Below are 17448 nucleotides of genomic sequence, written 5' to 3' on the forward strand. Positions count from 1 at the left end.
TCTTGGTAAACTTACTTTAGCAACTTTGGACTTCTTTTTTTATCTTTTTTTTGAGCCCTTATCCCGAATTGGGGTTACCATAGATAAGCTTATCAATAATTAATAAAGCTTGCTGATAGCGGGCATCATAATCGGGCTGATCAATCATATGCAGCTCAATATCGTGACGAGCAAAAATATCTAATAAGCGCTGCTCAAAGCGACCGCGAGCCTCAGGCGTACCCAATGAGCGCATGCCATCGTCAACCCATGGAGTATTGTTATCAAGCATGATGGTATGGTCTAAGCGAAACTCATCGATACATGCGCTCACAAAGGGATGGGTACGACCTTCGTACTCTTCACAAAAAGCCTGCGTGGTGACAAAATCTGTATCGATAATGGTTACGGGCGCTGTTGCCCTAGCAGCGGCAGCACGGATCGCTTGGGCATGATTGAGGGCAATGGGACCATAATCGCTATACTGCAATCCAATCTCGCTACCGCCCAAATCTGTACCGACATACAGCCGTCCCATCTCAAGCGCAAAGCTGGATCCATAATAGTTGGCAAGCTTATGTACCAAAGTCGTCTTGCCCGAGCTTTCACCGCCAACAATCGCCACCGTTTTGGTATAGTCGCCGCGCACTTGTGGGTGCAGCGCCGACCAGTGGGCGACCGGATTACGTGCAATAGCGTAAGAATCAAATTCAGATTGCAATGGCGTCGTGACTACTGGCATGACTAACTGTCCAGAAATGTCCGACTGCGCCAAAGGATGGTTCTCTGCAACGAATAATACCGTTTCTGTTGGCAGGCCTAATGCATCTTTTAAACGTTGCAGCTTGGCATTGCTCGCCACAATATCGATGCTTACATCGGCAAAGCTTTCATGTAGCGGCAGCTCAATCTCATCAGTGGTATGAATATGGATAAATGGCAAATCTGCACACGCCATCTGTAGCCAACGTGCCTTATCTTGCAAGGTAATATTGAAGTCTGGATGTGGAGCAGGGTGCATCATAATCACAATATGTAGCGTCTTTGCTTGTCCTGCGGCATCCAATATACTGCGCATTTGTCCCAAATGTAGCGGTTCAAAATGTCCAATCATTAGTCCTGATTCGTACATAGCTTTCCTTATGTGCTGTTTTTATTTTAGTTATGATTCATCGTGGCAATTCATATTTCCTAAGCCTTGATGATTTAATAGCATGGTATAAAGGTTTGGATAGATTTACAGGTAGGTTATTGTAAATAGGCGTTATTTTATAAAGGACTTTTAATATTAAATTATCAATAGATAATAAAGTTTTTCCACCTAAACAGATTTAAAGTGATTGCTTGAACTTTTTAAAGTTGTAACAGAATATGTAATATAAGCGAAACAAAGTGTATGATGAAACATTTTGAAATAGTTATTTAAAATCAGGAGTTTAGGCGTAATTATGAGAGCTTAGAGTAAGCTTAAGTAGCATAAACTCACAAAGCACGTCTATATCATCAACAGATAAAAAGTCAATAGTTGCTATACTTATTCGTAAGTTCAAAAGGGTTATGAATTTTTATAACGTTTCAAAATAAATTATAGAAAATAACGTTAAATAATACATTCAAAATAAGCATAAATAATAAGAGAGGTATTTGATTTGGCTAAGTTAGCAAAATTACATCGCTCAAGAAATAATCGTATGATCGCAGGTGTGATGGGCGGTATTGCAGAATATGTTGGCTGGTCGCCAACATGGGTTAGATTGTTATTTGTGATTGTCTCCACCATGAGCGCCGCTGTTCCAGGCATCTTAATTTATATTATCTTATGGATAATCATGCCTAAAGCAAATAATCAGTCTTATCACTAAAAGCAAAGTTATAAAGTTAAGATGAATATTGTTTGTCGATATTAGCGTTATCTAAATCTAAAGTCATCTAAATAAAGACAACGTTAAGAACATAAAATACAAGGCTAAAATAAAAATAATAGCCCATGAAAAAACAAAAAGCCTGACTCATCAGGATGCCTGCGACACACTTTTCCTCCTGCCCGAATGCTCACGCATTTGGGTATTTTTTTATCTTGTTTTTATATCTATTGGATTAACGACGCTGATAGGTAGATTTTGATGATGAACCAAGCAAATAACTGACTATTTAAGCGGTTTAGACAAATTTAATTGTGCTAAATATAGATAAAATGGTCAATTTTTAGTAAGGTGAGCAGGCAAATAGCGTCGTTGCCAAATAGGCCATACGCGCGCTATTAATATCTTATTTTATAATACCCATTCCACCGCGGCGTTATGACATGCCCCAAACTATGACAATCCAAACTATGACATCTCAAGCGACAACTTCGATGACACAAGAAAAACATGCTCAGCCGATGACTTTTCAAGATTTAATTCTCACCTTACAGAACTACTGGGCTGATAAGGGCTGTGTGGTCTTGCAGCCTTATGATATGGAAGTCGGCGCTGGTACCTTTCATACCGCGACATTTTTGCGCTCGCTAGGTCCTGAGCGCTGGAATGCGGCTTACGTGCAACCATCGCGCCGTCCAACCGATGGCCGCTACGGTGATAACCCGAACCGTTTGCAGCATTATTATCAATTTCAGGTGGTTCTAAAGCCCAATCCACCCAATATCCAAGAGCTGTATTTGGATTCACTACGCGCTATCGGTATTGATCCATTAGTACATGACGTGCGTTTTGTCGAAGACAACTGGGAGTCGCCAACGCTTGGTGCGTGGGGGCTTGGTTGGGAGATTTGGCTTAACGGCATGGAAGTGACGCAGTTTACTTATTTTCAACAAGTTGGCGGTATCGAGTGTTTCCCTGTGACAGGCGAGATTACTTATGGTCTTGAGCGCTTGGCGATGTATGTACAAGGCGTTGATAGCGTCTATGATTTGGTCTGGGCAGATGGCGAATTTGGTCGCGTAACCTATGGCGATGTTTTCCATCAAAACGAAGTTGAACAATCAACCTATAACTTTGAGCATGCTGATGTGCCAATGATGGGTCAGATGTTTGACTTTTATGAGCAGCAGGCTGATAAGTTGGTTGCTGAAGGGTTGCCATTACCAGCTTATGAGATGGTACTAAAAGCCTCGCATGCCTTTAACTTACTTGATGCGCGCGGTGCGATTTCGGTGACAGAACGTCAGCGTTTCATTCTGCGTGTACGTACGCTGGCGCGTAAAGTTGCCTTTGGTTACGTCGAAGCACGCGCCAAATTGGGCTTCCCATTGGCAGATGAAGCGCATCGTCAAGCGGCGCTCGATAAGTATTTGCCAAAAGAAGATGTGCTAACTGAAAATACAGATGATAATCAAACTACTAACAATAATAAATAGGAGCATCCCATGAGTACTATTTTATTTGAACTGGGGTGTGAAGAGCTACCTCCAAAAAGCCTAAAACCTTTACGTGATGCGCTACAGGCAAGTGTCACCGAGCAGTTAAATGAAGCTGAAATTAGCTTCGATAGTATTAAAGCCTTTGCCGCGCCGCGTCGTTTGGCGATTCAAATTGAGGGTATCAGTGATAAGCAGCCTGATCGTAGCGAGCAAAAACGTGGTCCGGCTATTAAAGCGGCGTTTGATAGCGATGGTAATCCAACGCGCGCAGCGATGGGTTTTGCCAAGGGTTTAGGTATCGACGCCAGTGAGCTGATCACTATTAACACCGATAAAGGTGATTATGTCGGCTATGAGCAGATTATTCAGGGTCAAGCGACGACTGAGTTACTACCTACTATTTTCCAAACCGCGCTTGATAATTTGCCGATTGCTAAGCGTATGCGTTCTGGCGCGAGCCGCAATGAGTTTGTACGTCCGGTACAATGGGCGGTATTGATGCAAGATGATGCGGTCATTGATGCGACTATCCAAGGACATCAAACTGGCAAGCAAACGCGCGGTCATCGCTTCCACAGTCCTGACTATCACGAGATTACGCACGCCAATGATTATGAGCAGCTGCTCGATGGTTTAAAAGTCGTGGCGGATTTTGATAAGCGTCAAACGTTGATCAAAAATCAAGTCAAAACGCTAGCCGATGAAGTTAATGCCGATCCTATCGTGCCGCAAGATTTGTTAGATGAAGTGACGGCGTTGGTTGATTTCCCGATTGCGCTGCGAGCAAACTTTGAGCCGCGCTTTTTACAAGTGCCGCAAGAAGCGCTTATCTCGACCATGCAAGCGGATCAAAAGTATTTTTGCTTGACCGATAAAGCAGGCAAATTGCAGCCGTACTTTATTTTTATCACCAATATTGAGTCAAAAGATCCGAATCAAATCATCGAAGGTAATGAGAAAGTCGTGCGTCCGCGTTTGGCGGACGCGGAGTTTTTCTTCTTGCAAGACCAAAAGCAGCCTTTATTTGCTTTGACTGAAAGCCTAAAAACGCGTGTCTTCCAAGATAAGCTCGGTACGATTTGGGAAAAGTCTGAACGTATTGCTAAGCTTGCTGCTTTTATTGCGACATTGATGCAGCAGCAAGGTCGCGATATTAATGTTGATGAAACGGTACGAGCCGCAATATTATCCAAAGCGGATTTGGCCAGCTCATTGGTCGGTGAATATCCTGAACTGCAAGGTATCGCCGGTACGTATTATGCGCGCTTAAATAATGAACCTGAAGCCGTCGCGGCCAGCCTGCAAGAGCAATATTTGCCTAAGTTCAGCGGTGATGTATTACCGCAGACACCGATTGGTATTTGCTTAGCGTTGGCTGATCGTTTAGATACGTTGGTTGGTATTTTTGCTATTGACCAAGCACCGACTGGCTCAAAAGACCCATTTAGCTTACGTCGTTCAGCCATTGGAATTTTGCGTATTTTGATTGAAAAGCAATTACCAATTAATTTGGTGGCGCTCGTTGAGCAAGCGATTAAAGGTTATAGCACCAGTGAAGGCAGTAAAATTGCTAAAATGGGCGATACCTTTACCCAAGTGATGGCGTTCTTAAACTCGCGCTATCGGGCGATGTATACCGAGCAGGGCGTCAGCGTCGATACCATTCAGGCAGTACAGGCAATCAATCCGCATATGCCGCTTGATTTCGATCAGCGTATTCGCGCTGTGCAAACCTTTAGTGAATTGCCACAAGCCGAAGAGCTTGCCGATTCAAACAAACGTGTTGCCAACATTTTAGCGAAATCAGAAGTAAGTGTCGCTGACACTGTGGATGAAGCGCTATTATCTGAACCTGCTGAGCAAACGTTATATCAAGCGGTTCAGCAAGCGCAGATGGCGGTCAAACCTTTGCTAGAAACCGCTGACTATACGCAAGTATTGCAAACGCTGGTCAGTTTAGATGCGCCATTGTCAGACTTTTTCGCTGACGTCATGGTCAATAGTGAAGATGCGGCGTTAAAGAACAATCGCTTGGCCTTGCTCAAGCAAGTGCGTGCCTTATTCTTAACCGTGGCTGATATCAGTGAGCTGCAGCTGTAGTTTGTTCATTATAGTTCGACAGTGATAGACCGACGTTAGTTTAAGCGTCTATGCGGTTAATTTATTAACGATACAAAAAACTGGCTGTATATGGCCAGTTTTTTATGCGTTTATTCTACTGCGTTAGGTTTATAATGTTTTAGACCCTATTCGAAGGAGCACTGCCGTGTTGGCTGTTATCATTGTAATTCTTATTATTTGGGCTGTGATGTGGGGCTTTTATAAGTTTATGTACCCGCGTGCGCCAAAAAGCATGATGCCAAAAAAGGGCGATGTGACCACGCCGCGCCAGTGTGATTTTTGTGGCAATAGTTTGGCTGAGTATCGCGGTGTGCTTGAACCTACACCTACTTTAAATAGTAATAATGATATGGCCGCTAATAAAGCATTATTCTTTTGCAATTATGAGCATCAAGCGGATTTTCATGCTGGTAAGACTTATCAAGCAGATGCCTAACTTGTAAGCCATAAGTTGTTAATCACAAGTCGATAAGCTTTTATCACCATTTAAAGAAGCGCTTAGCTTTGATGAGTTAAGCGCTTATCGTTTTAATGTCCCAATGGCGATTTAATATCATTGCAAATTTATAAAATGGAATGCGCATCTTTCATGATTTTTTTGAGCAGTGCTTCAGACTGTTTGCTTTGTTGCAGACGATCTTCTTCGTTTCTTTCATGAATTTGGATTTTTTCATATAAATTTAAGCAGGTTAATACCAGCAGGTTTTCTTGGCTAAGACTTGGTGCATCTCTTCTTAACTTTAGAGCAAAGTCGTTGATATAGGAAACTGCTGCACGCAATTCTTCTTGCTCGTGTACAGGACAAAAAATAGGGTAGGTTACGCCCGCAATCGCCACATCGACCTTTTTAATTTGCGGCTCAGGGGCACTTTCAGGTTTAGCAGCGCTATTTACCGTACTATTAGTTGTCTTGTTGTTATTTGCATTATTGTTTACATTGCTATTTGCATTGTTATTTTGCGGGTTCGAATTATTTGGCATGGCTTTTTGTGGTTGCGTGGTTTGTGTTTGACTGTCTTTTGCTGGAGTGGCTGTTGATTGAGTGGTTGTGGGTTGAATGTTGTGGGTCTGACTGCTTTGCAGTTGACTCTCTACGGGGTTTGCGCGGTCATCGGTCATGATAAATCCTACAATATGTGTCATTAAAGTGAATGATTAACTGTCATTGCTACAAATAGGGTGCTGATAAACCTAATAAACTTAAATGCTGAATAGATAAAGTTAATCAGCAAAATTGCTCAAATTAAGCATAATGAATATCAACGTCTGCTTAACTTTCGGCTTGGTCAATACGTGTCAAACGCTGTAAAACCACTTGGGTACGCTCAGCGGCCAATTCATTTTTCTTCTTCAAGTCACTATTTTGCTGCTTAATATCGCTATACTGCTGTTTTAATTCATTATTACGCTGCTGCAAGGCATGGTTTTGATGCTGTAATTGCTCGATTTGCTTGTGCAATTTGTCTTGTTCTTCACCAATCATATGATGGGCTTCGGCAAGGCTTTGATAGCGTTTATCAAGATCGTTTAATTGTTTTTTGGCACCGTCACGCTCGCTATAGCTGCTATCAAGCTTGGTTTTAAGAGCGGTAAGCTCTTTTGGGTCAGTCACTGGTTGTTGTTTGAGGCTGCTAAGTTCAGCACTGACAAGCTGATACTGTTTTTTGATGTCGAGTACCATTTTTTCTAATATTCTAAGTTGGTCATACATAGTCAGTTTTTATCCTTAACAAGTAAGCGTAAATGAATTTTGTTCTCTGCGTTTAATAATGCCATAGGTGACCGCATAATATCTATATCAACAAAGTAATTGTATGGCGCTTTGCTTTGTGACTTTTATAACTTGCCGCTTTATGAGTAATATTGGGCGGCGTCTGTTGGTATTTACCATTATTAATCAATCACTAGGACATCTATTATGAATGACAATATCTCTGGCTGGAATACTTGGCTGGCTGCGTTTGATGACTGGACGGACGTTTCTATCAGCGAGGTACACGGCTTGATGACGGGGCTGATGACCGCCTGTAATGCCCCTGACGAGCCAGTTTGGGCAAAGGTGTTTGAGGAGTTGAGCTTTGCGCCGTTACCTGATGCCGCATTAACCTTGCTCACCGAAGAGGCAGAAGACATCGTTTTTCAGTTAAAAGATAAAGACGATGCTTATGCGTATATGCCACTGGTGCCAGATGATGAACATGACCTGTACGAGCGCGTGATGGCGCTGAAACAGTGGGCAAATGGCTTTATGACCGGTTTTGGTATTACCGATTGTGGTCTAAGCGCTGAAGAAAATGAGATGCTGTCGGATTTGGCAAAAATTGGTGCGATTCGATTAGAAGATGATGAAGACTTTGAAGGTGGCGAAGAATCTTATCTGCATATTTTTGAATTTGCACGCATGGTACCGGTCAGTTTTGCTACGCGTCAACGCAAGCCGGTGAAAGATATCGCTCTGATTGCTGGTTTGGCTATCGATGCCAAAACCACCAAAGAGCTACAAGCAGAAGGTAGGTTGCCTAAACCGATGCCGCCGGTCGTTGATGTGATGAATCAAAACCGCCCATCATAATTAGCATGATAGGATAAAGGGCATGAGAAATAGCTGAGATTGATGCCAGAGAAATGGTACTTGGCTATTGGATAGCTATCCAAAATAATAAAAGGGATATGATGATGACTACTGATAATGAGATGGTTTATTTACGCCGCTGCATTGAGCTTGCTGTTGAAGCGTTAGAGGCGGGCGATGCGCCGTTTGGTAGCGTGTTGGTCGATGGCAATGGCAAAGTATTACAAGAAGATCGTAATCGTGCCAATACGGTTGATGCGACTTACCATCCTGAAATTGCCGTCGCTAAATGGGCCGCGCAAAATATGACCCCTGAGGCGCGGGCAAAAGCCGTGGTATATACCTCGGGTGAGCATTGCGCCATGTGCTCCGCGGCACATGCGTGGGCGGGGCTTGGTCGTATTGTCTATATCAGCTCATCAAAACAGCTCGGTAAATGGATGGACGAGATGGGTGTGAGCTCAACATCGCCCATCCATTCATTAAGTATCCAAGAAGTCGCGCCGAATGTGCCCATCGAAGGTCCGATTGCCGGTTTAGATGAAGAAATCAGAGCCCTACAGCAGCGTTCATTTCAAAAAAATAAGTAAAAAACTTAAATAAAAAATCTGCTTAAAAAGGCTAGGGCGTGTCTTCATTATTACGCTTATTAAAAAAGCTGTGCCTTTTTATCTTAGTACGATAAGGAAGTCTTATGACGCTAAAAAATTACGATAACGTTGCAGAACGAGAAACGTCCAATACTCATTATTCTACTGGCAATTATCCAAATGACAGTATTGACTGGCTGACAAGATTAATTGCGTTTGATACGGTCAGTCGCCATTCAAACTTAGCGTTGATTGACGATGTGAAAGCGTATTGCGAGCAATTAGGCCTGACGGTAGATTTAACCTTTAATGATGCTAAAAATAAAGCCAATTTATTCGTTACGGTGCCAGCGGGAAAAGATGCCGATGAAATCAATCATGGTCTGGTGTTATCAGGTCATACCGATGTCGTGCCTGTCGATGGGCAAGATTGGACGTCGGAGCCGTTTACCGCGACCATTCGTGGTGACAAGCTATACGGTCGCGGTGCTTGCGATATGAAGGGTTTTATTGCTTGTGCGCTAACACTATTGCCGCAAGCGGTAAAACTCTCTAACGCAGGCCAGCTGCGTCGCCCATTGCATTTGGCATTGTCGTTTGATGAAGAGGTCGGCTGTTTGGGCGCACCGCTGCTATTAGCGGATTTGAAAGCGCGCGGTATTACGCCTGACCACTGTATCGTTGGCGAGCCGACCAATATGGCGATGGTGGTGGCGCATAAAGGCATCGCGGTTTACCGTTGCCGCGTCCATGGCAAGTCAGCGCATTCATCATTGACTGCCCAAGGTGTCAACGCTATTAGCTATGCCAGTCGTTTGATTGGTTATGTCGATGAATTGGCCCAAGAGATTAGTCATCGAAGCGATAACGATGGGCTGTTCGATGTGCCTTATTCGACATTATCTGTTGGCACCATACAAGGCGGTACCGCGACCAATATCGTCCCCAATCTGTGTGAATTTACCTTTGATTATCGTAATCTGCCGCATATGACACAAGACGATATCCTCGCACCGATTGCGGCCAAAGTTGCAGAGCTCAGCACCCAAATGCAAGCACGCGCTGCCGATACTGGCATTGAGCTGCTACAAGAAGAAAGTGTACCAGCGATGACCGATAACGACAGCGCTGAGCTACAAGCGTTAATTATCGCTCTGACCGGCGACGATACACGTCATAAAGTCGCTTATGCAACTGAAGGTGGTCAGTTTACTAATAGCGGCATCCCAACGATTATTTGCGGTCCTGGTAGCATTGAGCAGGCGCATAAAGCTGATGAATATGTCGCGCTAAGTGAAATGGTACGTTGTGATGAGTTTTTACAAAAGCTGCTAAACAGTTGCGCTATCAGCTGATAAAATAGTCAATAAGCAATTTTATGGCAATATAGATGCGCATGACATACACCGTCTTTATGGCGGTGTTTATTTTTTCAACATGACGCATGCTTTTCAACATGGCGCATGTATTATTTAAATTTTTATAAAGAAGTAGGGGTTCGTTGATGTCTTGGCATCTGTTTGCGGTATTTTTTGCAAGTACGTTTTTTATCTCAGCGACTCCCGGTCCAAACATGCTATTGGCCTTTCAGTACGGCCTTAATTATGGCGTCAAGCGTACATTATGGACGCTAGCAGGTTTAAGCCTTGGGCTGTTTATTTTGCTGCTATCCACGCTCCTTGGACTTGATGTTATCAGCCGTCAATCGCCATGGTTATTAACAGTGATTAAGACCGTTGGTGCGATTTACCTTATTTATTTGGGTGTTGCATCGTGGCGGGATAGTGGCAGTAGCAGCTTGATGAGTGATGCCAGCGAGCTGAGTACAGAAGTTAATAAAGAGCTAAATACGACTACAGAAATGGCAGATAAGCCTATGCCACGCTCGCTTTCGAGCGCTGCTGTCAAAGCACCGCCTAGCGATTGGTTATTGTTTCGAACGGGCATGTGGGTATCACTGTCTAATCCAAAGGCGATTTTATTCTTTGCCGCCTTTTTTCCCAAATTTATCAATTTTAGCGCGCCGCTGTGGCCGCAGTATATTATGCTGACTTGTGGGCTGTTTTTGAGCGAGACGATTTGGCAGCTGATTTATACCATTGGCGGTAAAAAGCTGGCTGGTTGGCTTGATGTTGGTGAGCGTTTGGCATGGCTCAATCGCGGTTGCGGGGTTATATTTATTTTAATTGCCGCGGCGTTATTGGCTGAGGTATTAAATGGTTTCTTGGCTTAGGAATTAATCAGGTTTATGTTTAACGTGATTTTTTTAACAAGCGACACGTTTTCTAGAAAATTTTTATATAATTAAATTAATTATTGACTTTGTTTTTTAAATCGTTATTATTATCTCATTGATTTATAGTGCTTATATTTTATAGGTGCTATATCATCCCAGTTAATCTGCTATTGTCGCTCTGACATTGGCCACAACCTACGGAGGAATCATCGTGTCCTATTTAAACATCAAGACGTTCTCAAAGATTGAACGTATAAATTGCATGACAGCAATGACGACTTCGAAAAGGTTTGGCTGAATGTATATATCAGCTATGAGTGATATCTTGTTTATTGGTATTAACGCATAGCCTTCTATATCTACTCACTCTATCCCTCTTCTAGGTACGCTATGTTAAAATAGCTCGTAATCGTGCTCGGCATTTCCGCGCTTGCTGTTAGCTGTTTATCCAAAATTTTACCTTACTGTTATCACCAATATTCTCGCTCAGCTCACGCTATTATTTAGTAAGTAACTATTTATGTGTGTGCTATTTAAGTTGGCTATTTTTAATCTTAATATTTAGGTAACGTAAAACTTCTTTTTAAAACGTCCATCATAAATTAATCATACATTTTTATTGATTTTTTAATTAATAAAGAAGCGGTATTTTATTGTCTATTTTTTATAAAAAATAACTTATTGAGTGTTTTACTTAATGGTAATCAATAAGTAAATTATAAAGTTAACAGAATAGGTAAATTAAAATAATAAAATGGAAATAATACATTATGAGCATTCAATTAGTATTAAATGAAAATAGTAAATCTGGCGTACCAGTCAAGATTTATACCTCAGATATTGAACAAGAGGCGATGCAGCAGTTACGTAACTTGGCTCAGCTGGAGTTTGTACATTCGCATATTGCAGTGATGCCTGATGTACACGTTGGCAAAGGCGCTACCGTTGGAAGTGTGATTCCGACCAAATCCGCCATCATTCCGGCTGCAGTTGGGGTCGATATTGGCTGCGGTATGAACGCGGTGCGTCTATCTCTGACGGCAAGCGATTTACCTGATAGCTTAAGGGCATTGCGCTCAGTAGTCGAGCAGCAAGTGCCAGTTGGCTTTAATATGCACAAACAAATCCAAGCCAAAAACTCAACGCTTGATCCGTTAGGTAAACGCCTAAGACCAATTACTGATAAGCATCCAGGTTTGCTCAAGATGCTCAAAGGCTTTGAGCGTACGTGGGCAAAGCAACTTGGCACATTGGGTGGTGGCAATCATTTCATTGAGCTGTGCTTGGATGAAAACAATGATGTCTGGGTCATGCTGCATTCTGGTAGTCGCGGCATTGGTAATTGTATTGGTCAGTACTTTATTAATCTTGCCAAAAAAGAGCGTCAATCGCGCTTTGGTCATGTGCCAGATCGGGATTTGTCTTACTTTGCTGAAGGCTCTGATAGTTTTGCTGATTATGTTGAGGCGGTAGGCTGGGCGCAGGATTATGCGCTAGAAAACCGCCGTGAGATGATGCGTTTGGTCGTTAAAGCCATGCAGTCACCACAAGCGGGGTTGCCACGTTTTCAGCTTACCAAAGAAGCCATCAATTGCCATCACAACTACGTCAATGAAGAGGTGCATTTTGGTGAGCAAGTCTATGTCACGCGTAAAGGCGCTATCAGTGCCTACCAAGGTGAGCTGGGGATTATTCCCGGCTCTATGGGCGCAAAATCCTTTATCGTCCGAGGTCTTGGCAATGATGAATCGTTTTGCTCGTGCTCGCATGGCGCAGGGCGACAAATGAGCCGAGGCAAAGCCATACGAGCATTTACCATTGATGAGCTTAAAGCGCAAACCGAAGGCGTTGAATGCCGTAAGGACAAAGGCGTCATCGACGAGATACCCAGTGCTTATAAAGACATTGAAGAAGTGATGGCCAACCAAGCCGACTTAGTTGAAGTGGTGCATACGCTAAAGCAAGTAATGTGCATTAAGGGTTAGTTGGTTTTGCAAAACAGATTTAGAGATATTAAAAATATAGGTAACAATATGAGCTTAAAACAAACCTTAAAAAAGGCCAAACAGATTGAACAGCAGCTGGAACAGCAAGATGCTACAGCCAATCAAAACTTATTTGGTGCTATAAAACCGCGAAATTATCTGGCGCTAAATCCACTGCTCAAAAAAGGCGGTATTCATGAAAAAGAAGATATTGATATCGTGCGCAAAAAACGTCGCCGTGAAACCAAGCAGCAATTGCGGAAGACCGATTGGTTATCGCAGTAAAGACAATCAATTTTAACATCCACACACAAAAAAGCCGCTCTCTACTTAAATAGAGAGCGGCTTTTTCATTTATACAGCTTTTTATAAAGGGTTAAGCCAATACTTCAACCAGCTCGCCTTTTACCATATGCGGACTGACAAAATCCGTCACACGTACACTGACGATTTTACCCAGTAGTTCATCTACTTTATCAACGTCAAAAGGGAACATCACGGTACGGGTATTATCCGCTGTACCGATTAAGCAATCAGGATGACGATTGGCCACTTGCTCGACCAAGACGCGAGTGGTAGTGCCGACCATTTCATGGGTTTTGGCAAGGGTTGAATCGATAATAACCTGTTGAAATTCTGCCAAGCGTGCTTTTTTGGTTGCGAAACTCACATCGTCAGGCAATTCTGCGGCTGGTGTGCCCGGACGCTTAGAATAGATAAAGCTATAAGAGTGATCGAAGTTTAATTCTTTTGCCAGGTTTAAGGTATCTTGAAAGTCCTCATCAGTCTCGCCAGGGAAGCCAATGATAAAGTCACTCGATAGGTGAATGTCAGGGCGTATGGCTTTGAGCTTATTAATCTGATTGATATAAACATCGATGGTATGGTTGCGTTTCATCGCCGCCAAAATAGCATTTGAGCCACTTTGAACCGGTAGATGCAGGTGTGATACCAGCTCTGGCAACTTGGCATAAGCATCGATAATATCATCGGTGAACTCTAGCGGATGGCTGGTGGTATAGCGAATGCGCTCGACACCATCGACGTGCGATACGTAATGCAAGAGCTCGGCGAAACGGCAAATACTGCCGTCGTCTTTTTCGCCGCGATAGCCATTGACGTTTTGACCCAGTAAATTAATTTCACGAACACCTTGGGCAGCAAGGCTATCAATCTCTGCCAAGACATCATCGAGCGGACGCGACAATTCTTCGCCGCGCGTATAAGGCACCACGCAAAATGAGCAATACTTCGAGCAGCCTTCCATGATGGATACAAAGGCCTTAAACCCTTCTACTCTTGGTTCTGGTAAAAAATCAAACTTTTCGATACTTGGGAATGACACATCCACCGTACCGATACGGTTTTTAGGCGAGATAGAACGCTGCTCATGCGACTGGTCATACAGCTCTGGCAGACGGTGTAAGGTTTGTGGCCCAAAAACCATATCCACGTAAGGCGCACGTTTTTGGATATTATCGCCTTCTTGCGAGGCCACGCAGCCGCCAACACCGATAACCAGATCAGGGCGTTTTTCTTTTAATTTGCGCCAGCGACCCAATTCTGAAAACACTTTTTCTTGCGCTTTTTCGCGAATTGAGCAAGTATTCATTAGTAGCACATCGGCTTCGTCGATATTGTGGGTGACTTCCATACCGTGTGAATCGCCCAATACATCAAGCATTTTGCCAGAATCATAGACGTTCATCTGACAGCCTTGAGTGGTAACAAAGACTTTTTTCGGCGCGCCACTTTCATTGACACTGACTGGGGTTTGGGCAGTAGACCCTTGAACAGAGTTTGACGCTTCGAGTGCCGTAACGGCAGGCGCAGTAACCCTGCTCTCAACAGCAGCGTCATCGATGCGGGGATTAAATACAGTAACACTCATAAGCGAAGTCCATGATTGACTAAAAATATAGCGGGGTAGGCGATTAACCGGTGGCGTATTTTATCATAATCTGCCATCAATGTGAAAAGTTAGCATGGCCTTAAACTGTTGACGGCATTTGATTATTTATAATAGTATCAATTGCTTATCTATTACCATAGCTCAGATAATGGCTTTTAGCACAATTAAGCCTAGTAAAAGTGCCGTAACACCTTTGTGTTACGCATGGCTATCCAATTTATTAACGAAAAGTAAAGCTGATGGTTGAATGTGCAACGAGTATAGTATGATGCAGACAACCATATCCGCACTATTGTTTAAATGAGCGTTCTAAGCAGGGTGAAAAATACCATTTCAAGCCTAGATTTAAGCTGTTTATTTAGCCAAATTATTTAGACTTATTATAAAGAGAGTCCGTATGTCAAAGCCGCAAGTTGCCCCGAGTATCAAGGATAAAGATGCCAGTTATCAAAATCATATGCCTAAAAATCATAAAACAACGATGCTAAAAACCAGTGTGCTGAGTGTGGCAACGGCGATGGGCGCGCTGGCATTGTCACAAGGAGCTTATGCTGAGCTTACTTGGGGCAATAATACCAGTAGTAATGTCAATAGTTATCAGCCACAAGGTAGCTACCAACCGGACAACTATCAACCGCAAAGCTATCAACCTGATAACTATAAAGCGCCAAGCTCGCAGCCAAACAGCAATTATCAAGCAAACAGCGGTTACCAAGCGGATAGTGGCGCAAGCTCATTTACAGCAGCAGCTATCGCCGCAGATCGCGGTGATGTCAACGCCCTTTATAATTATGAGCAGGAGATGAATGGCGGTTTGTTTGCCATGTATCCGCCTTATTGGCGTATGAATTTGGACCTAAACTCACAAAGCCCAGCGGCGGTTACACAGTTTGTCCGCCAGTATCCAGAGACGGTAATGGCAGAAAAGCTGGTTGCCGATTTTGCAGAAACCAAAGCGGGTTCCAATGATTATGCCGCCGTACGCCAAGTGGCAAATCTCATTACCAATGCCGATGACAGTGAAAAGTGCGCCGTTGCCCTTGGGTTTAATAACGGCGGCGATAGCATGCGCGCGATGGCGGCCAAGTCCGATGTCTGGCTGACCACCAAAAAACAGCCAGCGCTGTGTGATCAATTGGCGTTAGAGATGAATAATAATGCGCTGATTAGCAATCAAGATAGGGTATCGCGTCTCAAACGTATGCTGCGTAAAGGTAAGACTGGCGATATTATGGCTTTGTCATCAAAGTTGGGTACACCGATTCCTTACTCGTCGTTAAGTGAAATTCAGCTCAATCCCTCAGCATTTTTTAGCCGTTTTGCTCGCGAGCCAAACAGCCAGATGAATCAATATCTGTATTTGTATGCCATGGGGCGCTTGGCAGAAAAGTCCTACCGTGAGGCAGCGCTACAATTAGATTTTGATGTGAAACAAGACAATCAGCGCGCAGCGAAGTTATTAAACGATGACACCCGTCGCTATGCTTATCGCATTCTTGGCGTTCAGCGTATGAACCACAATACTGACGATGGTTTTAATGTGGAAGCGGTCGATTGGTTCCGTAATAGCTTAGATAATGATTTTAGCTTTGAAGAAGCCGAATATTATGCCATGGCGGCGATTCGTTTTAGTCGTTGGGATGATGTGGTCGAAGCCATCTCAAAAATGGACGCTGAAATGCAAAAAACCAATCAATGGCAATATTGGTTGGCGCGTGCTTATGAGCAATCAAGTGATGCCAACAAACGCAACACTGCCAAAAAAATGTATCAAAATCTTGCGAAAAGCAATGAATACTATGGTTTGATGGCCAAGGATAAAGTCGGTCAACGTTTTGATGCCAGCCGCTTAGGTGGCAGTAATTTACCTAACGTTAGTAGCGCCGACCGTGCCCGCGTCATGCAAAACCCGCACTTTGCGCGCGCATTTGCTCTATATAATGCCGATGCCAGCCGCGCTTATGCCAATCGCGAGTGGAACTGGGCGGTGAAAAAAGCGCGTGACAATCGCGATAATAATTTGATTATTGCGGCCGCGCGTCAAGCCTATGATATCGGTTGGCTCGATCGAGCAATTTATGCCATTGATAATACTGATACGGTAAATAACTTGGCTCTATCGCATCCGATGCCGCACCAATCGGCGGTCGTGCGCCATAGTCAATCGGCTGGTATCGATCCGGCATGGGCGTATGGCATCATGCGTCAAGAGAGTCGTTTTGTCTCGTCGGCGCGCTCAAACGTTGGCGCGAGCGGGCTAATGCAAGTCATGCCTAATACCGCTAAATATATCGCACGTAATTTGGGCGAAACTTATAGCGCCAGCCGTGCCAATAGTGGTGATACCAATATTCGTTATGGCACCTGGTATATGGGCGATATCTTTGGTAAATTGAATAGCCAGCCAGTTTTGGCCACAGCGGGTTACAATGCCGGACCCAACAATGCCAAACGTTGGCAGCCAGTTTATGGCTCACTTGCGGCCGACCAATATGTCGAGTCGATTGCCTTTCCTGAAACGCGCAATTACGTCAAACATGTAATGGAAAACGCCACCATCTATAGCAGTTTGCTGGGTCGCGGTCAGCCTATTAGTCAGCGCATGGGAACCATTCCAGCCGCCTTCTAATTCTCTTTATTTTCTTAAAGAGCCATTAATCGCTCGCTGTTAATGGCTTTTTTTTATAGGGTT

Annotated in this window: 15 protein-coding genes; 11 read left to right on the forward strand and 4 right to left on the reverse strand. The window is 43.6% G+C overall.

From position 1 onward, the window contains the following. Positions 1-58: 58 nt before the first annotated feature. A complete protein-coding gene (gene nadR, locus H9653_RS05215; RefSeq protein WP_191690976.1) occupies positions 59-1111 on the reverse strand; it encodes a multifunctional transcriptional regulator/nicotinamide-nucleotide adenylyltransferase/ribosylnicotinamide kinase NadR in 1053 nt (350 codons plus the stop codon). A 517-nt stretch (positions 1112-1628) separates the two neighbouring features. Between nadR and H9653_RS05220 the strand changes: the two genes are divergently transcribed. The 4 genes from H9653_RS05220 (at position 1629) to H9653_RS05235 (ending at position 5897) form a co-directional block, all read left to right on the forward strand. Next, positions 1629-1841, forward strand: coding sequence for a PspC domain-containing protein (locus H9653_RS05220; protein WP_144296688.1), 213 nt, complete (start codon positions 1629-1631; stop codon positions 1839-1841). Positions 1842-2311: 470 nt separating this feature from the next. Then, on the forward strand, positions 2312-3337 hold the full coding sequence (gene glyQ, locus H9653_RS05225; protein WP_376779313.1) for a glycine--tRNA ligase subunit alpha: 1026 nt from the start codon (positions 2312-2314) through the stop codon (positions 3335-3337). 9 nt (positions 3338-3346) lie between these two features. Continuing rightward, complete coding sequence (gene glyS / locus H9653_RS05230; protein ID WP_191690978.1) at positions 3347-5440, forward strand: glycine--tRNA ligase subunit beta; 2094 nt, start codon at positions 3347-3349, stop codon at positions 5438-5440. Positions 5441-5606: 166 nt separating this feature from the next. Then, positions 5607-5897: a hypothetical protein gene (locus H9653_RS05235; protein WP_404814803.1), complete on the forward strand. Its 291-nt coding sequence runs from the start codon at positions 5607-5609 to the stop codon at positions 5895-5897. A gap of 128 nt (positions 5898-6025) precedes the next feature. On the opposite strand, the gene H9653_RS05240 is transcribed toward H9653_RS05235, so the two are convergent. Together H9653_RS05240 and H9653_RS05245 are read right to left on the reverse strand one after the other, a co-directional pair. Next, positions 6026-6580, reverse strand: coding sequence for a cell division protein ZapA (locus H9653_RS05240; RefSeq protein WP_191690980.1), 555 nt, complete (start codon positions 6578-6580; stop codon positions 6026-6028). Between the two features lie 151 nt (positions 6581-6731). Next, entirely contained in the window at positions 6732-7172 is a 441-nt protein-coding gene (locus H9653_RS05245) for a hypothetical protein (RefSeq protein WP_102077499.1), read from the reverse strand. A 207-nt stretch (positions 7173-7379) separates the two neighbouring features. On the opposite strand from H9653_RS05245, the gene H9653_RS05250 reads away from it, so the two are divergent. The 6 genes from H9653_RS05250 (at position 7380) to H9653_RS05275 (ending at position 13129) form a co-directional block, all read left to right on the forward strand. Continuing rightward, positions 7380-8033: a UPF0149 family protein gene (locus H9653_RS05250; RefSeq protein WP_068407473.1), complete on the forward strand. Its 654-nt coding sequence runs from the start codon at positions 7380-7382 to the stop codon at positions 8031-8033. 104 nt (positions 8034-8137) lie between these two features. Continuing rightward, positions 8138-8623 (forward strand): nucleoside deaminase, encoded by a 486-nt coding sequence (locus H9653_RS05255; protein ID WP_144296686.1) that lies wholly within the window; start codon positions 8138-8140, stop codon positions 8621-8623. Between the two features lie 104 nt (positions 8624-8727). After that, positions 8728-9978, forward strand: coding sequence for an acetylornithine deacetylase (argE, locus tag H9653_RS05260; RefSeq protein ID WP_144296685.1), 1251 nt, complete (start codon positions 8728-8730; stop codon positions 9976-9978). Positions 9979-10127: 149 nt separating this feature from the next. Further along, positions 10128-10856: a LysE family translocator gene (locus H9653_RS05265; protein ID WP_191690982.1), complete on the forward strand. Its 729-nt coding sequence runs from the start codon at positions 10128-10130 to the stop codon at positions 10854-10856. A gap of 773 nt (positions 10857-11629) precedes the next feature. After that, entirely contained in the window at positions 11630-12844 is a 1215-nt protein-coding gene (locus H9653_RS05270) for an RtcB family protein (protein ID WP_191690983.1), read from the forward strand. A gap of 48 nt (positions 12845-12892) precedes the next feature. Continuing rightward, complete coding sequence (locus H9653_RS05275; protein WP_144296682.1) at positions 12893-13129, forward strand: hypothetical protein; 237 nt, start codon at positions 12893-12895, stop codon at positions 13127-13129. Between the two features lie 91 nt (positions 13130-13220). On the opposite strand, the gene miaB is transcribed toward H9653_RS05275, so the two are convergent. After that, positions 13221-14735: a tRNA (N6-isopentenyl adenosine(37)-C2)-methylthiotransferase MiaB gene (gene miaB, locus H9653_RS05280; protein ID WP_191690984.1), complete on the reverse strand. Its 1515-nt coding sequence runs from the start codon at positions 14733-14735 to the stop codon at positions 13221-13223. Positions 14736-15153: 418 nt separating this feature from the next. On the opposite strand from miaB, the gene H9653_RS05285 reads away from it, so the two are divergent. Then, positions 15154-17385: a lytic transglycosylase domain-containing protein gene (locus tag H9653_RS05285; protein WP_191690985.1), complete on the forward strand. Its 2232-nt coding sequence runs from the start codon at positions 15154-15156 to the stop codon at positions 17383-17385. Positions 17386-17448 lie beyond the last annotated feature (63 nt).

The sequence above is a fragment of the Psychrobacter communis genome, assembly GCF_014836505.1.
In the GTDB taxonomy this organism is placed as follows: Bacteria; Pseudomonadota; Gammaproteobacteria; order Pseudomonadales; family Moraxellaceae; genus Psychrobacter; species Psychrobacter faecalis.

What these genes read in the sequence shown, in the direction of transcription:
- nadR (WP_191690976.1), bottom strand. Translation starts at nt 1,111, where the DNA reads ATGTACGAATCAGGACTAATGATTGGACATTTTGAACCGCTACATTTG.
- glyQ (WP_376779313.1), top strand. Translation starts at nt 2,312, where the DNA reads ATGACATCTCAAGCGACAACTTCGATGACACAAGAAAAACATGCTCAG.
- glyS (WP_191690978.1), top strand. Translation starts at nt 3,347, where the DNA reads ATGAGTACTATTTTATTTGAACTGGGGTGTGAAGAGCTACCTCCAAAA.
- H9653_RS05240 (WP_191690980.1), bottom strand. Translation starts at nt 6,580, where the DNA reads ATGACCGATGACCGCGCAAACCCCGTAGAGAGTCAACTGCAAAGCAGT.
- H9653_RS05245 (WP_102077499.1), bottom strand. Translation starts at nt 7,172, where the DNA reads ATGTATGACCAACTTAGAATATTAGAAAAAATGGTACTCGACATCAAA.
- H9653_RS05250 (WP_068407473.1), top strand. Translation starts at nt 7,380, where the DNA reads ATGAATGACAATATCTCTGGCTGGAATACTTGGCTGGCTGCGTTTGAT.
- H9653_RS05255 (WP_144296686.1), top strand. Translation starts at nt 8,138, where the DNA reads ATGACTACTGATAATGAGATGGTTTATTTACGCCGCTGCATTGAGCTT.
- argE (WP_144296685.1), top strand. Translation starts at nt 8,728, where the DNA reads ATGACGCTAAAAAATTACGATAACGTTGCAGAACGAGAAACGTCCAAT.
- H9653_RS05265 (WP_191690982.1), top strand. Translation starts at nt 10,128, where the DNA reads ATGTCTTGGCATCTGTTTGCGGTATTTTTTGCAAGTACGTTTTTTATC.
- H9653_RS05270 (WP_191690983.1), top strand. Translation starts at nt 11,630, where the DNA reads ATGAGCATTCAATTAGTATTAAATGAAAATAGTAAATCTGGCGTACCA.
- H9653_RS05275 (WP_144296682.1), top strand. Translation starts at nt 12,893, where the DNA reads ATGAGCTTAAAACAAACCTTAAAAAAGGCCAAACAGATTGAACAGCAG.
- miaB (WP_191690984.1), bottom strand. Translation starts at nt 14,735, where the DNA reads ATGAGTGTTACTGTATTTAATCCCCGCATCGATGACGCTGCTGTTGAG.
- H9653_RS05285 (WP_191690985.1), top strand. Translation starts at nt 15,154, where the DNA reads ATGTCAAAGCCGCAAGTTGCCCCGAGTATCAAGGATAAAGATGCCAGT.